The organism is Plantibacter lichenum, from assembly GCF_050587525.1.
Lineage (GTDB): Bacteria > Actinomycetota > Actinomycetes > Actinomycetales > Microbacteriaceae > Plantibacter.
This window is the reverse complement of record NZ_JBOBFT010000002.1, coordinates 385,692-406,642: the sequence shown is the minus strand read 5'-3', so window position 1 is coordinate 406,642 and position 20,951 is coordinate 385,692. Positions and strand designations below refer to the sequence as shown.

General features: G+C 67.4%; 26 protein-coding genes. 24 read left to right on the top strand and 2 right to left on the bottom strand.

Annotated features, from left to right (window positions below; genetic code table 11):
- Window positions 1-48: 48 nt before the first annotated feature.
- Window positions 49-492, bottom strand: coding sequence for a hypothetical protein (locus ACQ3HB_RS05245; RefSeq protein ID WP_430918395.1), 444 nt, complete (start codon window positions 490-492; stop codon window positions 49-51).
- A 375-nt stretch (window positions 493-867) separates the two neighbouring features.
- Here ACQ3HB_RS05245 and ACQ3HB_RS05240 point away from each other — a divergent pair, with 375 nt between their 5' ends.
- The 18 genes from ACQ3HB_RS05240 (at window position 868) to ACQ3HB_RS05155 (ending at window position 14,910) form a co-directional block, all read left to right on the top strand.
- Complete coding sequence (locus ACQ3HB_RS05240; protein WP_430918393.1) at window positions 868-1,533, top strand: hypothetical protein; 666 nt, start codon at window positions 868-870, stop codon at window positions 1,531-1,533.
- Between the two features lie 429 nt (window positions 1,534-1,962).
- Entirely contained in the window at window positions 1,963-2,388 is a 426-nt protein-coding gene (locus ACQ3HB_RS05235; RefSeq protein WP_430918392.1) for a hypothetical protein, read from the top strand.
- A 163-nt stretch (window positions 2,389-2,551) separates the two neighbouring features.
- Window positions 2,552-3,097, top strand: coding sequence for a phage tail tube protein (locus tag ACQ3HB_RS05230; protein ID WP_430918391.1), 546 nt, complete (start codon window positions 2,552-2,554; stop codon window positions 3,095-3,097).
- A gap of 184 nt (window positions 3,098-3,281) precedes the next feature.
- Window positions 3,282-3,602, top strand: a complete 321-nt coding sequence (locus ACQ3HB_RS05225; protein ID WP_430918389.1) for a hypothetical protein — start codon at window positions 3,282-3,284, stop codon at window positions 3,600-3,602.
- Window positions 3,603-3,655: 53 nt separating this feature from the next.
- Complete coding sequence (locus ACQ3HB_RS05220) at window positions 3,656-3,955, top strand: hypothetical protein (RefSeq protein WP_430918388.1); 300 nt, start codon at window positions 3,656-3,658, stop codon at window positions 3,953-3,955.
- A 78-nt stretch (window positions 3,956-4,033) separates the two neighbouring features.
- On the top strand, window positions 4,034-5,947 hold the full coding sequence (locus ACQ3HB_RS05215) for a phage tail protein (protein WP_430918386.1): 1,914 nt from the start codon (window positions 4,034-4,036) through the stop codon (window positions 5,945-5,947).
- A complete protein-coding gene (locus ACQ3HB_RS05210) occupies window positions 5,944-6,777 on the top strand; it encodes a hypothetical protein (RefSeq protein ID WP_430918383.1) in 834 nt (277 codons plus the stop codon). Before ACQ3HB_RS05215 ends, ACQ3HB_RS05210 begins: the two co-directional genes overlap by 4 nt.
- Window positions 6,765-7,904 carry a hypothetical protein gene (locus ACQ3HB_RS05205; protein ID WP_430918382.1) on the top strand — a complete coding sequence of 380 codons (1,140 nt, stop codon included), beginning with the start codon at window positions 6,765-6,767 and terminating at the stop codon, window positions 7,902-7,904. Before ACQ3HB_RS05210 ends, ACQ3HB_RS05205 begins: the two co-directional genes overlap by 13 nt.
- A complete protein-coding gene (locus ACQ3HB_RS05200) occupies window positions 7,897-8,421 on the top strand; it encodes a hypothetical protein (protein WP_430918380.1) in 525 nt (174 codons plus the stop codon). The genes ACQ3HB_RS05205 and ACQ3HB_RS05200 overlap by 8 nt, the downstream gene beginning before the upstream one ends.
- Window positions 8,422-8,554: 133 nt before the next feature.
- On the top strand, window positions 8,555-9,574 hold the full coding sequence (locus tag ACQ3HB_RS05195; RefSeq protein ID WP_430918378.1) for a hypothetical protein: 1,020 nt from the start codon (window positions 8,555-8,557) through the stop codon (window positions 9,572-9,574).
- A gap of 52 nt (window positions 9,575-9,626) precedes the next feature.
- Window positions 9,627-10,703 (top strand): hypothetical protein, encoded by a 1,077-nt coding sequence (locus ACQ3HB_RS05190; RefSeq protein WP_430918376.1) that lies wholly within the window; start codon window positions 9,627-9,629, stop codon window positions 10,701-10,703.
- A 34-nt stretch (window positions 10,704-10,737) separates the two neighbouring features.
- Window positions 10,738-11,370, top strand: coding sequence for a M23 family metallopeptidase (locus ACQ3HB_RS05185; protein WP_430918375.1), 633 nt, complete (start codon window positions 10,738-10,740; stop codon window positions 11,368-11,370).
- The gene (locus ACQ3HB_RS05180; protein WP_430918373.1) at window positions 11,370-11,996 is read left to right on the top strand and encodes a hypothetical protein; all 627 of its coding nucleotides are present in this window, start codon (window positions 11,370-11,372) and stop codon (window positions 11,994-11,996) included. The genes ACQ3HB_RS05185 and ACQ3HB_RS05180 overlap by 1 nt, the downstream gene beginning before the upstream one ends.
- Window positions 11,993-12,322 carry a hypothetical protein gene (locus ACQ3HB_RS05175; protein ID WP_430918371.1) on the top strand — a complete coding sequence of 110 codons (330 nt, stop codon included), beginning with the start codon at window positions 11,993-11,995 and terminating at the stop codon, window positions 12,320-12,322. The genes ACQ3HB_RS05180 and ACQ3HB_RS05175 overlap by 4 nt, the downstream gene beginning before the upstream one ends.
- On the top strand, window positions 12,309-12,902 hold the full coding sequence (locus ACQ3HB_RS05170; protein ID WP_430918369.1) for a hypothetical protein: 594 nt from the start codon (window positions 12,309-12,311) through the stop codon (window positions 12,900-12,902). The genes ACQ3HB_RS05175 and ACQ3HB_RS05170 overlap by 14 nt, the downstream gene beginning before the upstream one ends.
- Window positions 12,903-13,081: 179 nt before the next feature.
- Entirely contained in the window at window positions 13,082-13,687 is a 606-nt protein-coding gene (gene dcd, locus ACQ3HB_RS05165; protein ID WP_430918367.1) for a dCTP deaminase, read from the top strand.
- Between the two features lie 45 nt (window positions 13,688-13,732).
- The gene (locus ACQ3HB_RS05160) at window positions 13,733-14,341 is read left to right on the top strand and encodes a hypothetical protein (protein ID WP_430918365.1); all 609 of its coding nucleotides are present in this window, start codon (window positions 13,733-13,735) and stop codon (window positions 14,339-14,341) included.
- Window positions 14,342-14,457: 116 nt separating this feature from the next.
- The gene (locus ACQ3HB_RS05155; protein WP_430918363.1) at window positions 14,458-14,910 is read left to right on the top strand and encodes a YdeI/OmpD-associated family protein; all 453 of its coding nucleotides are present in this window, start codon (window positions 14,458-14,460) and stop codon (window positions 14,908-14,910) included.
- A gap of 143 nt (window positions 14,911-15,053) precedes the next feature.
- On the opposite strand, the gene idi is transcribed toward ACQ3HB_RS05155, so the two are convergent.
- Window positions 15,054-15,584, bottom strand: coding sequence for an isopentenyl-diphosphate Delta-isomerase (idi, locus tag ACQ3HB_RS05150; protein WP_430918361.1), 531 nt, complete (start codon window positions 15,582-15,584; stop codon window positions 15,054-15,056).
- A gap of 82 nt (window positions 15,585-15,666) precedes the next feature.
- Between idi and ACQ3HB_RS05145 the strand changes: the two genes are divergently transcribed.
- From ACQ3HB_RS05145 to ACQ3HB_RS05120, 6 genes are read left to right on the top strand one after another with little or no spacing between them, the layout of a single operon-like run.
- A complete protein-coding gene (locus ACQ3HB_RS05145; RefSeq protein WP_430918360.1) occupies window positions 15,667-16,737 on the top strand; it encodes a polyprenyl synthetase family protein in 1,071 nt (356 codons plus the stop codon).
- Window positions 16,734-17,627 (top strand): phytoene/squalene synthase family protein, encoded by an 894-nt coding sequence (locus tag ACQ3HB_RS05140; RefSeq protein ID WP_430918358.1) that lies wholly within the window; start codon window positions 16,734-16,736, stop codon window positions 17,625-17,627. The genes ACQ3HB_RS05145 and ACQ3HB_RS05140 overlap by 4 nt, the downstream gene beginning before the upstream one ends.
- Window positions 17,624-19,309 carry a phytoene desaturase family protein gene (gene crtI / locus ACQ3HB_RS05135; protein ID WP_430918356.1) on the top strand — a complete coding sequence of 562 codons (1,686 nt, stop codon included), beginning with the start codon at window positions 17,624-17,626 and terminating at the stop codon, window positions 19,307-19,309. The genes ACQ3HB_RS05140 and crtI overlap by 4 nt, the downstream gene beginning before the upstream one ends.
- Window positions 19,309-19,677, top strand: a complete 369-nt coding sequence (locus ACQ3HB_RS05130; protein ID WP_430918354.1) for a lycopene cyclase domain-containing protein — start codon at window positions 19,309-19,311, stop codon at window positions 19,675-19,677. The genes crtI and ACQ3HB_RS05130 overlap by 1 nt, the downstream gene beginning before the upstream one ends.
- On the top strand, window positions 19,674-20,081 hold the full coding sequence (locus tag ACQ3HB_RS05125) for a lycopene cyclase domain-containing protein (RefSeq protein ID WP_430918352.1): 408 nt from the start codon (window positions 19,674-19,676) through the stop codon (window positions 20,079-20,081). The genes ACQ3HB_RS05130 and ACQ3HB_RS05125 overlap by 4 nt, the downstream gene beginning before the upstream one ends.
- Window positions 20,078-20,944, top strand: a complete 867-nt coding sequence (locus ACQ3HB_RS05120; protein ID WP_430918350.1) for a prenyltransferase — start codon at window positions 20,078-20,080, stop codon at window positions 20,942-20,944. Before ACQ3HB_RS05125 ends, ACQ3HB_RS05120 begins: the two co-directional genes overlap by 4 nt.
- Window positions 20,945-20,951 lie beyond the last annotated feature (7 nt).

Sequence of the window (20,951 nt, the reverse complement as noted above, 5' to 3'; positions counted from 1 at the left end):
TCCCCCAAGCCGTGTCGTGAGCGCTTCCGCGCCGTCATCCCCGATGTGTCATCCGCGATCCGGATCGAGCGACGAGTCGTCCGTGGATGCGGCCACCTCGTCTGCTTCGAGCCTCACGCTGAACAGGTCCACAGGTTCGCGCGAGCCACCGACACTGTCCGTCAGGTCAGGGACCGCGTGCGGCAGGGAGCGGGCCTCGACGCGACTGAGCAGTTCTCGGGCGAGCTCGAGATCGCTCAGCTCGTGGAGCCCCACCTGCACCTCTCGGAGTCCAGCTTCGGCGTCCGTGATGAAGCCGGCCGCAGCGATCGCCTCGACGACCGGACGCTCGTACGCGCGCGCGAACCGGACGACGAAATCGACGTCCGGTCTGGCGCCCTTCTTCCACCTCGTGAAAGCCGACGAATCGAAACCGGCCTTGCGGCCCGCCTCCAACGCCGAGTCTCCGTCGAGCGTGCCTTCCACATAGCTCCACCAGCTGTTCGCAGTCATGGCGTCGAGCCTACTCTGCGCAGGAACAGAGGGCAATGTGACTCTGTCCAAACGCCAAGCTCCTTTGACTTGGCGCAGAGTCGTGTGTACCTTCGTGTTTGCGCAGAGTCATGCATGACTTTGCGCTGAATCATGTTCGTGAATGAACCCGCGATGCGGGCACGGGGCGCTCGCGTCCAGATGGGTGAAGAAGATGAACAGAGGCGTTTCGAAGCGGACCGGGATGGCGTTCGCGGGGCAGAACGATCGGATGGGCGGGCGGCGCTGCTGTGCGCGATGCAAGACCCCGTACATGTGCGGGAACGGCGCATGCGTGTGCCACCGCGTACTGGAGCCTGCCGCGGCGAAGGCGGATGGTTCGGAAGGAAGTCGCCCATGAGTGATCTCCGAGAAGCCGTCGATGCGCTCACGCTCGACCACGTCGAGCACCTTCCCCAGCGTGCGGATGACGGTGCATGGCTGCGCGTCCATACGGTCGTCCAGCCGGCTGCGCTCGCTCGTCTCGCAGCGGCGGTCGCCTCATCCACCGGCTCCGGCGGGCGACGATCGGGCAGTGATCGATGGGCGATGAACGTCCTCGATTCGGATGCGCTGTTCCAGGCCGCCAAGATCCGGGCGTCGATCACCGACTGGTGCCGCCTCGCCGGTGTGCCCGTCACGAAGGATCTCGTCCGTGACCTGCGCGCATGGTGCGATGCCGTCGAGCGTGGCCGCCCTGGCCCTGAGTGGGAGCGCGCCGCCGCGCCGGCGCTCGACGGGTACGTCGAACGACTGCGCGGCTGGCTGCGGTCGATCGAGGCCAAGCTGGATCCACCCCGCCGGGTCGAGCTGCGGTCAGCGTGCCCGGTGTGCGGCGCAACGCACTGGGAGGGCGCCGAGGGGATCTCCGCGCCCTTCCCGCTCGTTGTCGAGTACCACGACTACGGGACCGCGGAGTCCGTTCGGCCCCGCGCTGTCTGCCGCGCCTGCCGCACCGAATGGGACGGACTGGGCGCCATCGAAGAGCTCGGCGAAGAGCTTGGAACGGTGGTGTCCGCATGAGCCGCGGCGCCGATCACTTCGAAAAGAATCGAACACAAATTCGAATCTGGACTTGCGTTGGCGAATCGAGACTCGTATAGTTGTTCCTGCGCCACTTCATGGCGCCGCAAAACAGCCCCGTCACATCGACGGGGCTGTTGCGTTTCCGCGGTCCGTGCAGCATCACCACTTCCGCCAGGACCCGCCCACTCGGCAAGGACCGCATCCAGGTTCGCCGAGACGACAGGCGTGGTCCATTCGTCGAACCCCTGGCTGACACCGGCACCGCGATCCTCGCAGGCGGCATCCGCCGATCCTCCGTCACCTGTTCCCAGGGGCGGTGGATCGGCGACTGCGCACCGTCACCGATCCAGTCAGGAGACCGACCATGACCAGGCACCCCCAGAACGGCCCGAAGCGGGCAAAGGAACGAGCGGCACGGTGCAGCCGATGACCGCGATCCTCTTCGAAGACATCGTCGCGGTCGTCATCGCCGGCCTCGCATCCCAACTCGATCGCCGACCGGAGTCGTACACGAACGGCGTCACCGTCGCCCGTACGGACCAGGCGTCGACGCCGAAGCTCGTGACCGTCGCCTACGGAGGCGGCGCGGGGGAGTCGGACACGCTCGACACCTCGCTCCTCACGGTGACGATCGCCGACACGAGCGAGACCGTCGCGAGCGACCTCGCCCGAATGGTGCGAGCGCTGCTCACAGCACGCGGCGACGGCACGTTCTGCGACGGCCGACCGATCACCCGGATCACCACGAGCATCGGCCAGCTCCGGCTCGTCGACGATCCGTCCCGATGCCGCATCCGCATCGTCTTCGAGATCCGGCACCGGGGCACCGCGCTCACGCCGGTCGGGCCGTGACCACTGGCGAACGCCCGCCTGCTCCACCGTGCACCGCCCCGCCCCGCCCCGGCCCGGCTCACCCGGCCGCGCCGCCCACACCCGCACAGCGGGAAGCATTCTCCGACACTTCCGGAGATGTCCACGCGCACATCGCGCACCCATCAATTGAAAGGAGCCAGCAATGGCTTTGGATAGCAGCAAAGTTCGAGTTGCGGTCACCGGCGCGTGGTACACGGCGCCCGTCGGAACGGCGGCCCCCGCCTCCGCGAGCGCGGTCCTGCCCGCGATCTGGACCGACCTCGGATACCTCTCCGATGCGGGAACCACGAAGTCGACGACCCGTTCGACCTCCGACATCATCGCGTGGCAGAACGCCGCGAAGGTGCGCACCGTCGTCACCGACTCCGGTGTGACGTTCGCGTTCACCCTCATCGAGACGACCGCGGCGGGCGTCGGCCTGTTCACCGGCTCCACCGTCGACGCGACCGGCAAGGTCTCCGTCGACCCCGGCAAGACCGGCGGGCGTCGTTCCTTCGTGCTCGACGTCATCGACGGCACCAAGGTGCGTCGCGTGCACATCCCCGAGGGCGAGGTGACGGAGGTCGGCGACCAGACGTTCACCTCCGGTGAGGCGGTCGGCTACGAGCTGACGATCTCCGCCTACCCGTCGGCGACGATCGGCGGCAACTCGTACGTCGAGTTCATCCCCGAGCTCGCAAGCGCGTAACAGCCGCATCATCCGCGGGTCGTCGGCTGCACCCTCCGGTGCGTCGGCGGCCCGCGCCCACAGACCGGGACGTGCGTCCGAGCGGGTGCGCACGTCCCTCCTCTTCCGCCGGTGGACGGCAGCACGAACTGCCGTCCACCGGCGGACCACCCGTCAACCCGCCGCAACCTGCTGAGGAGTACCCATGTCCGGAACCATCACCATCACGACCCGCAAGAAGCAGCCGCTCGACATCGACTACGACGGCGTCGTCTACCGACTGCCCGGCCGCATCCCGCCGCGCCTGCTCACCGCCCAGTCGGAGATCCGCCGCCCCACGCTCACCACGCAGGCCGTGAAGGACGAGTACGACAAGCAGGTCGGTGTCACGATCCTCTCCGTGTTCTACGAACTCGTCCTGCCGGAGGAGCTGCAGTCCGTCATCGACCTCGAGGACATCGAACCGGTCTTCAGCGCCTGGAGCGAGCACGTCGAACTGGGAAAATCGCAGAAGTCCGTCGACTAGCGGACGACCATCCAGACGAGTTCATCTACGAACTGAGGCGGTTCGGCTGGTCCGTGAAAGACATCGGCCGGACCGTCTCCGTGACCGAAGTGGCCGCGTGCCTGTCAGTCGCGGCACGGGACCCGGAATCCGTCCTCCACGCCGCAATCCACGGCTGGGACCACCCGGTCTCCCGCGAATGGATGATGCTCGCGAACATCTTCGACTCCTCGGAAGCGAACCGTCTCGGCAAGAAGTTCAAGCCGATGAAACGGCCCTGGCCCGAGCGAGGTGCTCAACGGATCGGCCACACCGCGCTCTCGCCGGATCAGGCGATGCGGTTGCTCGAGGAGAACCGCGGCACCGGCGACTGACGCCGAACCAACACCCGCTCATCGCGGCGACGTCCGTCGCCGCGTCAACACATCCAGACCGGACGAAAGGGGTCGGCGATGGCCGAAGAAGAGCCGCTCAGCGTGAGCGTGGTTTCCATCACCAAGGGGGTCGCGAAACAGATCGCGAAAGAGATCGCGAAGGGAGGTGAAGCGGGAGGGAAAGAGGTCAAGAAGAGTCTGACGAAGAGCTTCTCGGAGATCGAGGCATCCGCAGCGAAGCTCGGGAAGTCGATCTCCACGGCGCTCGACCTGAAGGGCGGAATCGAGGGGGTGATCGCGCTCGAACAGGCGAGTGCGAAGCTCGCCGGAGGCGGAGTCTCGCAGCTCGGCGAAGCACTCGCTGGAGCGAAGTCGAGCGTGACTGATTTGACGACGAACGCGCTCGCGCCGTTGTCGCCCGCCATTTCCGCTGCAGCCGACCAGTTCAGCGATCTCGTGAAGCTCGGCGCGCAACCGCTCGCTCAGGTGATGCAGGGCCTCGGAGACGTGCTCAAGAAGAACGAGGGACTTGTTCGTGGGCTTGCGACGGCAGGGTTCGTCCTCGCCGGAGCGTACAAAGCGATGCGCGCCGGACAAGCGGCTATGCAATTCGGCAAGGAGATCATCGAGCTGGGGAAGGCGGCAAAAGCCACCGCCGCCAAGACCGCGCTGATGGTCAAGGACCGAATCGCGAGCATCGCAAGCAGGGTAGCAACACTGGCGGGTGCCGTGGCCAGCGGGATCGCGACCGCCGCGACATGGGCGTACACGGTCGCGCTGAACGCGAATCCCATCGGCCTCATCGTCGTAGCGATTATCGCGCTCGTCGCGGCGCTCATCTGGTTCTTCACCCAGACGGAGCTCGGTAAGGAGATCTGGGCGAACATCTCGGCGTTCTTCGTCGAGACGTGGACCAACCTCGTGTCCTTCTTCACGACGGTCTGGGAAGGCATCGTGGAAGTGTTCACGGCCGTGTGGGACGCGGTCGTGGCAGCGGTGACCAACGCCATCGCCTGGGTGAACGACGTGATCACGACCGGTGTCGCAGCGATCGCGCTCGGCTGGAACCTGATGTGGCAGGCCATCGGTGACTTCTTCACCGGCCTCTGGGCATTCATCGTCCAGGTGGTGACCGATGCGATCACCTGGGTGAACGACGTCATCACCAACGGCGTCGCGCTCGTGGTCCTCGTGTGGACCACGGCGTGGCAGGCGATCGTGGACTTCTTCACCACGATCTGGGATTTCCTCGTCCTCGCCGTCACGACGTACCTGAACATCGTCTGGACGATCATCCAGACCGTCATCGACGTGATCATCACGGTCTGGAACACGGCGTGGCAGGGCATCGTGGACTTCTTCACGATGATCTGGGACGTCATCGTCCTCGCCGTCACCACGTACATCAACATCGTGTCGACGATCATCTCCACCGTCATCGGGTTCATCGTGGGCGTGTGGAACGGCGCCTGGGCCGGCATCAGCTCCTTCTTCGGCGGGATCTGGAACGGCATCATCGCCGCTGTGTCCTCTTTCGGATCGTTCTTCCAGAACGCGTTCTCCGGCATCGCCGGGTTCGTGCAGAACGCCTTCGCCGGGGTCCTGGGAGCGGTGAAGGGACCGATCAACGCGATCATCAGCCTCATCAATGGGGCGATCGACGGGCTGAACACGATCCGCGTCACGATCCCGAACTGGCCTGTGCTGGGCGCGCTCGCCGGACAGACCTTCGGCCTCAGCCTCCCGCGCATCCCGCAGCTCGCCGCCGGCGGCATCGTCGCGTCGAGGCCGGGCGGCATCATCGCGAACATCGGTGAAGGCCGCTATGACGAAGCCGTCGTCCCACTGACGCCGGCGTTCATCGATTCGCTGAGTGGCGGGAACGGTCGCCAGATCCACCTCACCCAGCAGATCACCACCGTGCAGGACGACCCGCGTGTGCAAGCACGCCAGTGGGGTCGCGAGATGTTGAGAGGACTGAACGCAGTATGACGACGATCCAATTGGGGCCGACGACCTTCGAGGGGTCGGCCACCACGGGATGGGTGTTCCAGGAGCTGGTGGACTGGTACAGCCTCACCGATGACAAGGTCGGCATCACGGAGAAGCCGCAGAGCCACGGGGCATTCGGGTCGAACCGATCGCTCCGCTCCGCCGCCGTGGTGTCGTTCACCGCGGTGTACCTGGGGGAGACCGCGGCCGAAGTGCTCGAAGCGGGGGAGCGGATGTCCGCGGCGCTCGCCGAAACGTCGGTCGAGATGATCGTCACCGACGACCTCCGGGCGACCGCCCGGACCGTCTCGGTCCGGGTCGCGCAGATGAAGGACCACCTGGGCCGTCCCAACGGCGAGTTCACCTTCGACTGTGTCGCGAGGGATCCCCGACGCTATTCGGTGGGCGACTCCTGGGCGTCGACCGGTCCGGCGACGTCCGGCGGCGGTCTCGTCTGGCCGGCCGTGTGGCCGCTCGTCTGGCAGCCGGGCGGATCCGACGGCCGCGTCTCCCTCGAGAACCGCGGCTCCGCGCCATCGTCACCGGTCTACCGCCTGCGCGGTGGATTCACGAAGGCGACGCTGACCAACGTCGACACCGCGCAGCGCATCGGTTTCGTTCGCCCCGTACCGGCGGGTTCGTTCGTCGAGATCGACACCAGAACCCGCCAGGCGCGGATCGACGGCCAGTCGGACGTCTCCCGCTACCTCACGATCCGTGAGTGGTGGGATGTCGCCCCGTACTCGACGACGCGCGTCCAACTCGATCTGGATGACTCGGACGAGACGGCCGGACTCGACGCCATGGTGCGGTCTGCGTGGTTCGCATGACCAGCTACTACGTCTTCGAAACCCTCACCGGGAAGATCCTCACCGAATTCGAGCCGGAGCAGGCGTCCTGGTCGATGCGCGCGAACGAGGCCGAGACGGTCAGCGTCACCCTCGACCTCAGCGACCCCGCGAACCGGGCGCTCGACTGGCGCAACCTCGCGACGCCGTGGAAGCACTGCATCGCGATCGAGGAGCACGGTCGATTCCTGGGCGGCCCGATCCTGCCGCACGACTGGGATGAGGACGACCATCGTCTGAAGCTCAGCGTGCGGGGGATCCGGGTGCTGCTCGGACGGCGGACGGTCCTCCCCGCTCGCGCGCTCACCGCATCGCTCGTCACTCCGGCGGGCATCCCGGACACCTCGCTCGACACGACGATCAGCGGCGTCGACCTCGGCACCGTCGGAAAACGGCTCATCCAGCAGGCGATGTCGTGGCCGGGCTTCGAACTCCCGATCGTCTTCCATGAGGACCGTCCCGGTTCGATCACTCGCAGCTACGCGGCCGTCGACCTCTCGAAGGTGGATGCCGCGCTTGCTGACCTCTCCGATGAGGAGAACGGCCCGGACATCCGGTTGCAGCTGCGGCGGGGCGACAAACGCGACCTCGAGTGGGTCTACGAGTCGGGCACTGCCGCGGAACCCCGCCTGCAGAGCCCATCCGTCCACACCTGGGAGCTGCAGGCCGATGAAGCCGCCGGGTCCGGGGTGAGCGTCACGACCGACCCGACCGAGATGGCCTCCATCTCCTGGGCGACTGCGGGACGGTCATCGGACCGGGTGCTCGTCTCCCGGTACTTCGACCGCCGACTCGTGGACGCCGGGTTCCCGCTCATGGAAGCGGTCGACTCGTCGAACTCCTCGGTCTCCGAACAGACGGTCCTCGACGGGCTCGCCGCGGAACGAGCACGGACGAGCCTCAAACCGTCCGAGTTCTGGTCCTTCCGGGTCCGTCTCGACGCGTCCCCGTTCCTCATCGAATACAACGTCGGCGACCTCGTCCGTGTGGTCGTCCGCAACAGCGACTACGTGCCGGTGGGCGAGTTCACCCGGCGGATCGCCGGACTGTCCGGCGATGAGCAGGGCGACTGGATCAAGGTCACCTGCGGAGAGGTTTACGATGGCTGACCCGAAAGCACCAGGCGAAGGATACGACGTCCTCATCCACCGGCTGAGCGAGGTCTCCCGGCGCCTCGACCTGCTCGAAGTGGCCTCCGGGTCGCAACGCGCCAGGCAGGCGGACTTCATCGACGGGCTGCGTGTGACGAAGTACGCGGAGAACACCTCCGTGTTCGGGTTCTCCGGCACAGGTTGGACGAACGCCGCCAGGCCGTCGGTCACCTTGAGCAGCGTGTCCGGGCGGCTGAAGGTGTCGGTTGGAGGCGCTGCCTCGGGTGGGACGGCCGACATCACGTTCTCGATCGATGGCGTGGTGACACGGGACTCCCGGCGACAGGATTCGATGCTCGCCCTCGCCACCTGCATCCGCGTGAGCGGTGGAGCGAGCATGTACGGCAGCGGGGCGAAGTCCTGGGTCGTCGCAGTCCCCGCCAATACACCGCTCACCGTGACGGTCGAAGCGTTCGGTTTCGATCAGTACGTGAACGTCGCCGGGCTCAGCATCCTCGCGGAGGTCATTCCCTGATCCGGCGCCGCCGACTCGGCCGACGCTGACCCGCGCGGCCCGAACGGCGCCGCACGCACGCACAACCACCCCATCATTCCGATGCCCGTCTCGACTCCCGAGGCGGGCATCACCCTTTTCCGAGGAGCACCTCATGGCATTGACCAATTCCTTCCCCACCGGCCTCCCGACCGGCTTGTCCGTCGCCGACACCCGTCGGATCGTTGCGGGTCTCATCGTTCGCGATACGACCGGGGCGCCGCGGCTCGGGATCATCCCTCGCCATCTCATCCCGCTCGTGACGGCGACGTCGTCGATGTCATACGCTGTCGGCGCGTTCGAGGCGGTGACCAGCCGGACCGGCGTCGGCGTCGAGCTCGTCGTGAACGACGGCACGACCAACGTGCCGACGACCGCAGCACCCGCGGCGAACTCCCGCATCGACGTGGTCTGGGTGCGATCGCGATTCAACACCTCTGGTGATGCCGCAGATCTTCCGGAGTTTGGTGTCACGAAGGGAACGGCGGGCAGCTCACCGGTCAAGCCGGTGCTTCCCCTCGGCGCGCTCGAACTGGCGACGGCGACGGTTCCGTCTGCTGCGACCGCAACGAACTCACCCGGCGTGGTCATCACGCAGTCCTACCTCTACACGGCTGCGGCCGGCGCGGCGATCAGCTTCAGAACGGCCGCGGAGATGACTGCGTTCTCGGCCATCGCTGGACAACAGGCGTTCGTGGTCGCGAATTCGACGAGCTACGAGTACACCGGTTCAGGTTGGATGGTCGTCGCCGATCTCGTGACCACAGAAGCGCTGCACAAGTACTACGTGGAAGCCAGGGCCGACATCACGCCGAATGCCACCGCGCAACTGGCCAAGTCCACCACGTATGTCAGTCCGTTCAAACGACGTGTGCTGATCGTGGTCAATTACCAGTGGTACGCGAGCCAGAACTCTGCCGGTTTCGACGACATCCGGCTTGGACCGACCACCAACGGGATCGTGGTCGGTGATCGCGTGCGTCTGCACAACGAAGGCACCCCCGGCGGGCACCCGAACACCATGACCGCGACGGCCGTGCTCGAAGCCGGGACGAACGTCATCTCCGTGTGGAGCAGCGCCGAGTCGACCATGCGATCGCTCATGTACGTGCGCATCAACGTCTACGCGCTCTGACGCGGAGCCGACCCATCCGGCGTCACCAACATCTATTTCGAAGGAGTACTCCATGGCACTGACCAACACTTTTCCCACCGGTCTTCCGACCGGCCTGTCCATCGCAGACACCCGTCGGATCATCGCGGGTCTCATCGTTCGCGACACGACCGGGGCACCGCGGCTCGGCGTCATCCCCCGTCATTTCATCCCCATCGTGACGTCGACGTCGTCGATGGCCTACGCGGTCGGGGCGTTCGAGGCGGTGGTCAGTCGCACCGGTGTCGGTGTTGAACTGGTCGTAAACGACGGCACGACCAACGTGCCGACGACGGCGGCGCCCGCAGCGAATTCGCGCATCGACGTGGTGTGGGTGCGTGCCCGGTTCTCCGCTTCGGGTGACACCGCGGACGCACCGGAGTTCGGCGTCACCCAGGGGACCGCGAGCAGTTCGCCGGTCAAGCCGACGCTTCCGCTCGGCGCCCTGGAGTTGGCCACGGCGACGGTGCCATCCGCCGCGACGTCGACGAATTCGCCCGGTGTCGTCATCAACCAGACGCACCTGTACACGGCCGCGGCAGGCGGAACGGTCGCAGTCCGCACGCCGGCCGAGCTCCTCGCCTTCGCCGCCCAGGACGGTCAGAGCGCGTACGTGGTCTCCGGTGGATACGGTGCGGCGCGGACCGGAGGGCAGTGGCTGCCGGACGGGCCGATCGCTACCACGTTCACGTCGGCAATCACGCTCGCGTCCGGGGCTGTGGTCACGCACAGTCTCACCCCGGCGCTGTCCGCGAGCGCGTCATCGTCGTGGGCGAGCAGCATCGTCACTCCAACCGCGAGCGGCTTCGCGTTTCCCAAGGGCGGTCTGATCCAGTACGGGCTCACAATCCGCTCTGAAATCAGCGGCGTCCCGACCGCCCTCGGATCGCGAGTGTGCGTCGACGTCAAGTCCACGATGCTCGACGGGACTGCTTCGATGCACCGTCTTTCCTGGAACGCCGGCGGGCAGGAGGACATCCTGACCGGCACCACTCCAGCCTTGGCGGCAGCGCCGGGAGCGAGCATCCAGCTGGTTCTCTTCCATAACACGGGGCGCACCCTCACGTTCGTGATGCGGCACTTCATCACTCGATTCGGGCCGGCCAACTGACCTCCAACGCAGCGTCGAACGAAGGAGACGCACCATGACCGCGTATCTGTCCGCACCATCGCCGGGGAACATCACGGCCCCGTGGGGCGCCCCGCCCGCAACGCCGACCTCGCCGGCGCGCCACCTGGGCACGGACCGAGGCTGGGGCAACGGGGAAACGATCGTCGCGATGCGGGACGGGACCGTCTCCCGGACCGCAGCCGACGGCTCGTACGGCAACCGCACGGTCATCGATCACGGTGTCGTCGCGGGTCGCCGATGGGAGACCTGGTACTGCCACCAGTCCAGGTTCCTTGTCACGCCAGGACAAGTCGTCCGGCGAGGACAGCCCATCGGCATCCAGGGAGCCACCGGCAACGTCACAGCGAAACACCTCCACTCGGAGCTGCGCATCGACGGCGTCTCCCACGACGAAGTCCCCTGGCAGCACACCACCGAACCCGGCACCACACGAAGGAGAACCATGTTCCTCATCTGGGACACCAACGGCACGGGGTACCTCGTGACCCCGAACGGGCGGCTCGCCCTGCCCACCATGCAGGTCTACAACCTGTTCAAGCGGCTCATCGAGAGCGAACAGTCCGCGCCGAAACCCGAGACGTTCAACCCGCAGGAGGTCCAGATCATCGACGACCACCTGAAGACGCTCGCGCGGCAGGCACGCTGATGCACGACCGGCTGGACGCCTGGATCCTCGAAGGCGCGCGCCCGGTTCACCGGCGACGGTCGCGGGGAATTCAGGCGTCCGGCCGGTCGGGCGCGATCCTGCGATCGTTGCGTGCGAACATCGGTTCCGCGGTCGCGACCGTGCATGCATCGCTCATGGCCATCCGCGAGCCCCGACGGCTCAAAGCGATCTATTGGGCCTACTACGTCGCGGCGGCCGGGCTCGGCGCGGTCACCCTCTCGGCGCCGCCGCCGACCGTCGAGGGCGCCCTCGGCCCCGTCTTCACCACGGCGATGTCCGTCCTCCTGATCCTCGGCGGCGTCGTGGGGGCGAGCACCGTCCTCGGCGGCTGGTGGAGGGTGGAGCGGCTCGGCATCTGGTGCGCGCTCGGAGCGACCGGGATCTACGCGGGCGTCGTCACAGCGCTCGATCCCGGGGTGCTCGGAACCGCTCCGGATCTGTCGCGCACCGCGCATCTCGGCTTCGTCCTGATCGCCTCCGGGCTGTTCGTCGTCCGCCTCTCGCTCATCCGGGGTCACGACTTCGAACCGCACGAGGCCCGCGACGCGCGCGAGGCCCACGAATCCCGCGCTGCTCACCACCGCGACCAGAAGGGACCGGAATGACATGGATCGACGTCCTCCTGCACCCGGTCGTCATCGCTGCGCTCATCACCGCCGTCCTGAGCGGTGGCGTCCTCCCGAGACTCCTCACCGCACTGTGGCGCGGGCTCACCGGGAGAGCCGCCGACCAGCGGAGTGAGGTGGAACGGCTGCGGCGGAGGAACACGGAACTCGAGGACGACCTCGACCGCGAAGCCGCCCTGCGCCGCCGCACACAGGAAGTCCTCTCCCGAACCAGACGTGCCGCGTTCGAACGCGGCATCCACTCCGGGGACCTGCCGAAGGTCCCCGCCAGACTCCGAGAACAGGAGCACCATGACCACCGATGACCGCGTCCTCGCCTACGTGAGGACCTACGTCCCCTACGCGATCGGGTCGATCGTCGCGTGGCTCGCCGCCCACACGCTCCTCGACTTCACCGGGCCTGCGCAGCTCGCCGCTACCGCCTTCGCGATCGCGATCGGCCAGAACCTCTACTACCTCGTGATCCGCTGGGCGGAGGAACGGATGCCGTTCCTCGGCGCACTCCTCGGCTGGCCGCGTGCACCCCGATACGCGGGGGTGAGTGATCTCTGGACCTCGGTCGTGCGAACGGGGATCCCGCCGCTCGTCGCAGCCGCCGTGGTCTCGCTGACGGCGGTGGTCGCGGACCGGCTCGGGGCGGTCGTGGACCCGTCGCAGCAGACCGCGATCGTCGTGGGCGGCGTCGCGGTCGTCGAGACCGTGTACTTCGCGGCTGCTCGATGGGCGGTGCTGCGGTGGCCGGCGCTGGGCGTGCTGCTCGGCGGTGCGGTCTCGACGCCGCGCTACCCGAGGCATGCGGCATCGGTTCCTGACGCGCCGTCGGCTGCCTCTGCTCCTGCTCCCGCATCGGATCCGGTCCCTGAGCCTGTCGAAGGACTGCGCTGACCGACTCCTTACCCGTTCACAACTCAGGAGCGTCCCGGCGTGTCGCCGCCGATACCCGTCGCAGAGGCATCGACACGCCGCAGCGCTCCTGAGTTGTGAACACGCACGACGAACATCGCCCCGTCGGACTCGTCTCGAGTCCGACGGGGCGATGTTCGTCGTGCCAGTACACTTGCACCGTGCTGCTCTCGGATCGTGACATCAAAGCTGAACTCGACGCCGGCCGCATCGGCCTCGCCCCGTACTCGCCGGAGATGATCCAGCCCTCCTCGATCGACGTGCGCCTCGATCGCTTCTTCCGACTGTTCGACAACCACAAGTACCCCTACATCGACCCGGCGGAAGACCAGCCGGAGCTCACGCGCCTCATCGAGACGGCGCCGGACGAGTCGTTCATCCTGCACCCGGGCGAGTTCGTCCTCGGCTCGACGTACGAGCAGGTGTCCCTGCCGGACGACGTCGCCGCCCGCCTCGAAGGCAAGAGCTCGCTCGGCCGCCTCGGCCTCCTGACGCACTCGACCGCCGGGTTCATCGACCCCGGATTCACCGGACACGTCACGCTGGAACTCAGCAACGTCGCCACACTCCCCATCAAACTGTGGCCCGGGATGAAGATCGGTCAGATGTGCTTCTTCCGTCTCTCCTCGCCCGCGGAGAAACCGTACGGATCGAGCGAGTACAGTTCCAGATATCAGGGCCAGCGTGGACCCACCGCCTCCCGTTCGTTCCAGAACTTCCACCGGACCGATGTCGGCGAGCTCGACGCAGGACAGTTCGGCAACTAGGTCCCGCGGGCGCTCTCCGGCGGAGCCCACCTGAAAGGACCCGTCATGACTGAGCAGACCGGACCCGAAGCGACCGGACCCGACACGACCGTCGGCGTCGACTCCGCAACCGCAGCCCTCGGCGCCTCCGCCGCGCAGGCCGGGCCCGACTTCGCCCGCGCGATCGTCACGGACGCGCCGACCGCCGACTACCCGCAGCGGATGATGCGCTTCGGCCGGCTCGTCGGATCGTGGGACGTGCGCTCCAAACGCCTCGACGAGACGACGGGCGAGTGGAGCGAGTCCGAGTTCCGCTGGATCGTCTCGTACATCCTCGAGGGCATGGCGGTCCAGGACGTCGCGGTGGTGCCGAACGATGCGCATCCGTCTGGCTTCGAGACCATCAGCACGACACTCCGCGTCTACGACCGTTTGATGGGCGCGTGGCGGGTGAGTTACGTCGAGCCGAAGCGCGGGGAGTTCTGCCAGCTCGTCGCGACGCCGCACAAGAGCGATGGGATCCGCCAGGACGGCACCCGCAACGACGACAAGCTCATCCGATGGAACTTCAGCAAGATCACGGCCGACAGTTACGTCTGGGAGAGCTGGGTGTCCGATGACGAGGGCGCCACGTGGTGGCTCCAGGAGCACAACGAGGGTCGCCGAGTAGCCTGACCTCTTCTGCCGAGGGGTCGCAAAGTGTGGGTGCAACGGCCTGAGACCCGCAGTTTGCGACCCTTCGGCAGAAGAGGCAGAAGAGGCGGGAAGGGGCGGGGAGGCATACTGGGGGGATGAGCGCAGCGACCGTCCGGTTCACGACCGTCATCGAACTCCAGGGCAACAACACCGGCATCCCCGTCCCCGACGAGGTCGTCGAAGGACTCGGAGCGGGCAAGCGGGTGCCGCTCATCGTCACCGTCGGCGGCACGACCTACCGCAGCAGCGTCGCGCCCTACCGCGGGAAGTACATGATCTCGCTCAGCGCGGCCAATCGTGCGGCGGCAGGCGTCGAGGGCGGCGATGAGGTCGAGGTCCAGATCACGGTGGACGATGCGCCCCGCGAATTCGCACTGCCCGACGACCTCGCGACGATCCTCGCGGGCGACACGAAGGCGGCCGCCGCGTATCAGGGGCTCTCGTTCAGCAGACAGCGAGCACTCGTGGAGCCGATCGATCAGGCCAAGACGCCGGAGACGCGACAGCGGCGCATCGAGAAGGCCCTCGAAGCGCTTCGAGGCGCGTAGGGTCTGGGGTCGAGGTCGACGGTTGACGCCCTTCGACAGGCTCAGGGACCGGGGTGAGGGCTCCGGGGAGCGGGTCGGGGCTCAGCGACCGGGGCCCTTCGACAGGCTCAGGGACCGGGGCGGGAGGACGCAGGGACCTGGAGTTAGAGGAGGCGGTCGCGGAGGAGCGGCAGCTGCAGCGTGAGCCACGGGCTGAACGCGAACGGCGTTCGCTCGATCGCCTCGAGCAGTGCGCCCGGATCGACCCACGCCCACTCCGCGACCTCGTCCGGATTCGCCATGGGGTCGTCATCGGTGCGCGCGATGGACACGGGGCAGATCTCGTACTCGACGATGCCCGATGCGTCGACCGCGCGGTATCGGAAGTCGGGCAGCGCGGTCTCGACCTCGGTCACGGTGATCCCGAGTTCGGCGGCGGCGCGTCGGTGGATCGCATCCTTGGACGGCTCACCGGGGCCGGGGTGTCCGCAGAACGAGTTGGTCCACACGCCGGGCCACGCGCGCTTTCCGAGCGAACGGCGGGTGACGAGCAGTCGCCCGTCCGGCCCGAGCACGTGGCAGGAGAACGCGAGGTGCAGGGGAGTCGATGTCGTGTGCACGGTGGCCTTCGCGGCCGTGCCGATCGGTGCTCCGTCCTCGGCGAGGAGGACCACGAGTTCTTCCATGACCGGCATAGCCCCATTCTGACCGACACCTGATCGAAAACGAAATAGCAAGCCAGCTGACTCATCAGCATGTGTGGGCTAGCCTCGTTTTATGGACACCCATCAACTCGTCGATGTGCCCTATCGTCAGCAGCGCCAGGTCGAAGAGGCGCTGCAGCGTTTCCTCGAGCTGGCCAAGTCTCAGGCCTCCGGTTTCGGGACGGGCTACCTGCGGTTGTGGGAGACGATCGAGCGCAACATGGCCGGCGGCAAGCAGTTCCGGCCGCGGATGGTCATGACGGCGTACGAGGGGCTCGGCGGCGAGGACGTCGTCGCCGCCGCCCACGTCGCGGCCGCCTACGAAATGCTCCACACGGCGCTGATCGTCCACGACGACGTCATCGACCGCGACTTCGTCCGCCGCGGCGGTCCGAATGTGTCCGGGAGTTACCGCGATCTCGCCCGCACCGCCGGCATCCCGCTCCCGCTCGCGGAGCACCGGGGCATGTCGGTCGCGGTCATCGCCGGCGACCTCGCGCTCTCCGCCGCGTATCGCCTGATCGATCGCGCGGGCAGTGGCGATGCGGTCCGCACGCGACTCCGCGAGATCCTCGACGACGCCGTGTCCGCATCTGCGGCGGGGGAGCTCGCCGATGTCGACTTCACGGTCAGCGGGAAGCAGCCGAGCGTCGAGGAGATCATCGACATGGAGCGGCTGAAGACGGCTTTCTACTCCTTCGAAGCGCCGTTGCAGTCCGGCGCCGTGCTGGCCGGTGCGCCCGACGCAACGGTCGACGCGCTCGCGGAGTTCGGCAAGCACATCGGCATCGCGTACCAGATCGTCGACGACGTCCTCGGGGTGTTCGGCGATGAGGGAGCGACCGGCAAGAGCACGATCGGCGACCTCCGCGAGGGCAAGCTGACCGTGATGATCGCCTACGCGTCGGACCGTCCGGAGTGGCAGGAGATCGAGAACCTGTTCGGCGATCCCGCGTTGGACGAGTCGGGGGCGGTGCGGCTGCGCGACGCGCTCGTGGCGTGCGGCGCCAAGCAGTACGCCCAGCTCCTCGCTGACGAGCACGCGAACCGTGCGTGGGAGCAGCTGGCGAGCGATGCGGTGCCCGCGGCCCTGCGCGACGAGTTGCGACCCATCGTCGCCGCCGTGCTCGAGCGTGCTCGATGAGCGCTGAATCGACAGGGCGCGCGCTTTACGACCGCGTCGCCCAGGAGACGGCGAGCATCGTGATCCGCCGTTACTCGACGTCCTTCGGCATGGCCGCGCGTCTCCTCGGCAGCGGTGTCCGCCAGGACGTCGAGAACGTGTACGCGCTCGTTCGCGTGGCCGACGAGGTCGTGGACGGTGTGGCCGCTGATGCCGGGCTCGATCCCGAACGGGTCCTGGAAACGCTCGACGCGCTGGAGGTCGAGACGGAAGCCGCGATGGCGTCGGGCTACAGCAGCAACCTCGTGGTCCACGCATTCGCGCTGTCCGCCCGGTCCGCCGGTATCGACGTCGATCTCACCCGCCCGTTCTTCGCCTCGATGCGCGCCGATCTGACGCGGACGGAGCACACGCCGGAGAGTTTCCGCGAGTACGTCTACGGTTCTGCGGAGGTCGTCGGGCTCATGTGCCTGCGCATATTCCTGCGCGGGCATGCATTCACCGCCGCGGAGCGCGAAGCGTTCCTCGTCGGTGCGCGAAGCCTCGGCGCCGCCTTCCAGAAGGTCAACTTCCTCCGCGACCTGTCCGCTGATCACGACGTCCTCGGCCGCAGCTACTTCCCGGGCGTCTCGGTCGACGAGTTGACCGATGCTGAGAAGGACGGCCTGCTCGACGACATCGATGCCGACCTCGCACGGTCCGCCGCGGTCCTGCCGAAGCTCCCAGCATCGAGCCGCCGCGCGGTCGCCCTCGCTCAGGGACTCTTCACCGAGCTCGCCGCCCGCGTCCGCGCGACTCCGGCCAGCGAACTCGTCTCCACCCGCGTCCGTGTTCCGGACCCGGTCAAACTGCGGATCGGTGCGGCCGCTCTGGCCGGTCGACTGCCCAAAGTGTCAGGGGATGCACGATGAGCGCTCCACGAACGGTCGTGATCGGCGGCGGGATCAGCGGTCTCGCGACGGCGGCCCTGCTCGCGCGCGACGGACAACAGGTCACGCTGCTCGAACGACGGGACGTCCTCGGTGGGCGCGCCGGCGTCTGGGAGTCGGACGGGTTCACGTTCGATACCGGGCCCAGCTGGTACCTCATGCCGGAGGTGTTCGACCACTTCTACAAATTGCTCGGCACCTCGGCCGCGGAACAGCTCGATCTGGGGCGGCTCGATCCCGCGTACCGCGTGTATTCGGAGGGCACTGCGGAGCCGCTAGACCTCGCGGCGAACCGGGCGGACAACCTCGCGCTCTTCGAGTCGGTCGAGCCGGGTGCCGGCGAGCGGATGGATGCGTATCTCACGTCCGCGCGCGAGACCTACGACATCGCGATCCGCACCTTCCTCTACACGACGTTCGAGTCGTATCGCACGCTCGTCACGCCGGAGGTGCTCGCCAGGACGCCGAAACTCGTCAATCTCCTGCGCGAGGACCTCGACAGCTTCGCGGCCCGGACCGTCACCGACCTCCGCTTGCGACAGATCCTCGGCTACCCCGCCGTCTTCCTCGGGTCCTCGCCGTATGACGCGCCGAGCATGTACCACCTCATGAGCTACCTCGATCTCGAGGACGGCGTGCTGTACCCGCAGGGCGGCTTCGCCCGCATCATCGCGACGATCGCCGAACTGGCCGTCGCGGAGGGCGTTGAGATCATCACGAGCGCCGAGGTCACGGGGATCACGACCGTTCCGAGTGGCCGTCGCGCCCGCGTCGCCGGTGTGAACTACATCGGGCCAGACGGCAAGCGCCGGCTGCTGCAGGCCGATCGCGTCGTCTCGGCCGCCGACCTCCACCACACGGAGACGAAGCTCCTCCCGCCCGAGCTGCAGACGTACCCGGAGGCGTACTGGGAGCAGCGCACGGCCGGCCCAGGCGCCGTACTCGTGATGCTCGGAGTGCGCGGCGAACTGCCAGAACTGCTCCACCACAGCCTCTTCTTCACCGCTGACTGGCACGACAACTTCGGCCGCATCTTCGGTGAGCACCCCACCGTCCCCGATCCGGCGTCGATCTACGTCTGCAAGCCCAGCGCGAGTGACGCGGGTGTCGCGCCGGACGGACACGAGAACCTGTTCATCCTCGTTCCCGTTCCGGCGGATCCGTCGATCGGCAGCGGGGGAGACGAGCGGGTGGCGGCGATCGGCGATGCGGCTATCGCGCAGATCGCCGAGTGGGCCGGTGTGCCGGACCTCGCGGATCGCATCGTCGTGCGCCGCGATGTCGGTCCCGGCGACTTCGCGACCGACCTCAACGTCTGGAAGGGCACGGCGCTCGGTCCCGCACACATCCTCTCGCAGAGCGCGATGTTCCGTGCCCGCAACGTGAGCAAGAAGGTCGATGGCCTGTACTACACGGGCGGCTCCACGACGCCGGGGATCGGCTTGCCCATGTGCCTCATCAGCGCGGAGCTCGTCGTCAAGCGCATGCGCGGCGACATCAGCACCGGACCGATGTCGGAACCGCTCGAACCGGCCGATGTCGCGGAGCAGACGGCACGAGCAGCGAAGGCGTCGGGTGCCGTGCGGTCTGGGCGCTCCGGTTTCCTCGGTCGTTCCGTGACCCCGTCACGGTCATCCCGGTCCGCCGGAGGGGCCGACCGCTGATGGGCGTGCTCTACCTGCTCGCACTGCTCGTCTCGCTCACCGGGATGGTCGTGCTCGATCGCCGGTTCCGCCTGTTCTTCTGGGCGGACGCGCGGCGGGCGGCGATCATCCTGCCCGTCGGCATCGTCTTCTTCCTCGTCTGGGACCTGTTCGGCATCGGCCTCGGCATCTTCTTCCGCGGGGAGACCGCGTTCATGACGGGGCTCCAGGTGGCGCACGAGCTGCCGGTCGAGGAGGTGTTCTTCCTGGCGCTGCTCAGCTATGTCACGATGAACGTGTTCGGGGCGGCACGGAGGATCCTGGGCGCACGCGATGCTGCGGGATCAGCGACGGGATCAACGACCGGATCAGGGGAGGGCGCGGCATGACGTACTGGGCGCTCAATGCGTGGTTCCTCGCCGGCGTGGCGATCGTCGGTGTGCTCGCGCTCGTCCGGCTGCGTCGGTCGTCGCGGGTCGGGCGCTCACGTCGTCGCGATGGAAGCAGTGAGGTCCGGGGAGTCAGCGGGTGGCTGTTGGCCGTCGGCGTGACGGCCGTCGTTCTGCTCATCATGACCGCAGTGTTCGACAACGTGATGATCGCGGTCGGGCTCGTCGGCTACGACCCCGCGCTCATCTCCGGCGCGAAGATCGGCGTGGCTCCCCTCGAAGACTTCGCCTACGCCATCGCCGCCGTCGTCCTCCTGCCGTCCCTCTGGGTCCTGCTCCCGCCGTCTCGGCCGGTCGTCGACGATGGCCGGCGTGCTGCGAAGACGGGCGGTGCAGCATCGTGAGTCGCCTCGGCCAGCTCGTCCTCTCCTCCCGTCCGCTGTCGTGGGTGAACACGGCGTTCCCGTTCGCCGCGGCCTACCTGCTGACCACCCGCGAACTCGATGTCACCTTCTGGATCGGGACGCTCTACTTCCTCATCCCGTACAACCTCGCGATGTACGGCATCAACGATGTCTTCGACTACGAATCCGACCTCCGCAACCCGCGGAAGGGCGGCGTCGAGGGTGCTGTGCTCGATCGAGGGATGCATCGGCTCACCTTGTGGGCGGCCGTCGCGACGAACATTCCATTCCTGGCATATCTCGTCATCGTGGGGTCGCCGCTGTCCTGGCTCGTCCTCGCCATCAGTGTCTTCGCGGTGATCGCCTACAGTGCTCCGGGGCTGCGCTTCAAGGAGCGTCCGTTCATCGACTCGCTCACGTCGAGCACGCACTTCGTCAGTCCCGCGGTCTACGGGCTCGTGCTCGCCGGAGCCGTGTTCACGCCGGCGCTCTGGGCGCTGCTCGTCGGCTACTTCCTGTGGGGTGTCGCGAGCCACGCGTTCGGAGCGGTGCAGGACATCATCGCGGACCGCGAGGGCGGCATCGGCTCCGTCGCGACCGTGATCGGCGCCCGTGCGACCGTTCGGTTCGCGTTCGTCGCGTACCTCGCGGGCGGGGCGCTCATGCTGGTGACCCCGTGGCCGGGTCCGCTCGCCGCGATCCTCGCGCTGCCCTACGCCGCGAGCGTCCTCCCGTTCTGGAACCTGGCCGATGAGGACGCCGAGCGCGCCAACGCCGGTTGGAAGCGGTTCCTGTGGCTCAACTTCCTGACGGGCTTCCTCGTCACGATGCTCCTCATCCTCACCTGGGCCATCACGCCCTGACCCCGGG

Bases quoted from the DNA above. Each gene is read 5' to 3' on its own strand.
- ACQ3HB_RS05210 (WP_430918383.1), top strand. From the start codon at position 5,944: ATGACGACGATCCAATTGGGGCCGACGACCTTCGAGGGGTCGGCCACC.
- ACQ3HB_RS05230 (WP_430918391.1), top strand. From the start codon at position 2,552: ATGGCTTTGGATAGCAGCAAAGTTCGAGTTGCGGTCACCGGCGCGTGG.
- ACQ3HB_RS05175 (WP_430918371.1), top strand. From the start codon at position 11,993: ATGACATGGATCGACGTCCTCCTGCACCCGGTCGTCATCGCTGCGCTC.
- ACQ3HB_RS05215 (WP_430918386.1), top strand. From the start codon at position 4,034: ATGGCCGAAGAAGAGCCGCTCAGCGTGAGCGTGGTTTCCATCACCAAG.
- ACQ3HB_RS05200 (WP_430918380.1), top strand. From the start codon at position 7,897: ATGGCTGACCCGAAAGCACCAGGCGAAGGATACGACGTCCTCATCCAC.
- ACQ3HB_RS05130 (WP_430918354.1), top strand. From the start codon at position 19,309: ATGGGCGTGCTCTACCTGCTCGCACTGCTCGTCTCGCTCACCGGGATG.
- ACQ3HB_RS05235 (WP_430918392.1), top strand. From the start codon at position 1,963: ATGACCGCGATCCTCTTCGAAGACATCGTCGCGGTCGTCATCGCCGGC.
- ACQ3HB_RS05225 (WP_430918389.1), top strand. From the start codon at position 3,282: ATGTCCGGAACCATCACCATCACGACCCGCAAGAAGCAGCCGCTCGAC.
- ACQ3HB_RS05190 (WP_430918376.1), top strand. From the start codon at position 9,627: ATGGCACTGACCAACACTTTTCCCACCGGTCTTCCGACCGGCCTGTCC.
- ACQ3HB_RS05180 (WP_430918373.1), top strand. From the start codon at position 11,370: ATGCACGACCGGCTGGACGCCTGGATCCTCGAAGGCGCGCGCCCGGTT.
- ACQ3HB_RS05145 (WP_430918360.1), top strand. From the start codon at position 15,667: ATGGACACCCATCAACTCGTCGATGTGCCCTATCGTCAGCAGCGCCAG.
- ACQ3HB_RS05245 (WP_430918395.1), bottom strand. From the start codon at position 492: ATGACTGCGAACAGCTGGTGGAGCTATGTGGAAGGCACGCTCGACGGA.
- idi (WP_430918361.1), bottom strand. From the start codon at position 15,584: ATGCCGGTCATGGAAGAACTCGTGGTCCTCCTCGCCGAGGACGGAGCA.
- ACQ3HB_RS05125 (WP_430918352.1), top strand. From the start codon at position 19,674: ATGACGTACTGGGCGCTCAATGCGTGGTTCCTCGCCGGCGTGGCGATC.
- ACQ3HB_RS05240 (WP_430918393.1), top strand. From the start codon at position 868: ATGAGTGATCTCCGAGAAGCCGTCGATGCGCTCACGCTCGACCACGTC.
- ACQ3HB_RS05155 (WP_430918363.1), top strand. From the start codon at position 14,458: ATGAGCGCAGCGACCGTCCGGTTCACGACCGTCATCGAACTCCAGGGC.
- ACQ3HB_RS05185 (WP_430918375.1), top strand. From the start codon at position 10,738: ATGACCGCGTATCTGTCCGCACCATCGCCGGGGAACATCACGGCCCCG.
- ACQ3HB_RS05170 (WP_430918369.1), top strand. From the start codon at position 12,309: ATGACCACCGATGACCGCGTCCTCGCCTACGTGAGGACCTACGTCCCC.
- ACQ3HB_RS05140 (WP_430918358.1), top strand. From the start codon at position 16,734: ATGAGCGCTGAATCGACAGGGCGCGCGCTTTACGACCGCGTCGCCCAG.
- ACQ3HB_RS05195 (WP_430918378.1), top strand. From the start codon at position 8,555: ATGGCATTGACCAATTCCTTCCCCACCGGCCTCCCGACCGGCTTGTCC.
- ACQ3HB_RS05160 (WP_430918365.1), top strand. From the start codon at position 13,733: ATGACTGAGCAGACCGGACCCGAAGCGACCGGACCCGACACGACCGTC.
- crtI (WP_430918356.1), top strand. From the start codon at position 17,624: ATGAGCGCTCCACGAACGGTCGTGATCGGCGGCGGGATCAGCGGTCTC.